The sequence below is a fragment of the Mesorhizobium sp. M1E.F.Ca.ET.041.01.1.1 genome (genome assembly GCF_003997355.1).
Taxonomy (GTDB): Bacteria; Pseudomonadota; Alphaproteobacteria; order Rhizobiales; family Rhizobiaceae; genus Mesorhizobium.
Genome location: NZ_RZSL01001199.1, coordinates 1 through 621, shown reverse-complemented (window position 1 = coordinate 621; position 621 = coordinate 1). Strand labels below are relative to the sequence as shown.

The 621-nt window shown below is 59.7% G+C and carries 1 protein-coding gene and 1 pseudogene; one reads left to right on the top strand and one right to left on the bottom strand.

The genetic code is table 11. The features are described 5' to 3' along the window. Positions 1–292 (top strand): annotated as a pseudogene (locus EOA38_RS38335) (aminocyclopropane-1-carboxylate deaminase/D-cysteine desulfhydrase family protein); the annotation flags it as partial. Between the two features lie 107 nt (positions 293–399). On the opposite strand, the gene EOA38_RS39645 reads toward EOA38_RS38335, so the two are convergent. Beyond that, positions 400–621: hypothetical protein (locus tag EOA38_RS39645; RefSeq protein WP_245481040.1), on the bottom strand; the 222-nt coding region annotated here is incomplete at its 5' end.

Genomic DNA, 621 nt, shown 5'->3' with positions numbered 1-621 from the left:
GCCGATACGCTTGTCTTCATCGGCGGCGCACAGTCCAACTACACAAGGGTGGTCGCCGCGGTCGCCGCCAAGATCGGCATGATATGTCTCCTCTTCAGGGGAGCTGGGTGCCACATGACTATGCCGTCTACGCCGGATCGCCAACATTCTATTGAGCCGCATCATGGGCGCAGAGGTGCGCCTGGTCGACGAGGGCTTTGACATCGGCATCCGCCGCAGTTGAGAACAAGCGCTCGACGAGGTCAAGTCAAGGGGAGGCGGACCCTATGCGACACCAGCCGGTATTAGCATGTCGCACTTGGAAATTATCCCTCCGCCGCCCCCTGGCGATGGGGCCCAACGCGTTCCGACGCTGGACCTCCTTTGCTATCCTTTTGCGTGTTCTATCGTCTCAGAGACTCAGACCGTGAGGCTCACGTGGTAATCGGTCAGGAAATCCTGAAGGGTCAGAATGCCCTCCACCCACCTAACGTTGTCGGTCGCGTTGAGCAAGGTGCGGGCGCGGTCGACGGACAGCAATGGTGCCACTGCGGCATTACGGTCATCCAGCAACGCCGTGAACCGGGTGCGCAGCATTCTGTCATAGGTCGGATCCTGAATAGGCGGGTACACGCTCTTAAC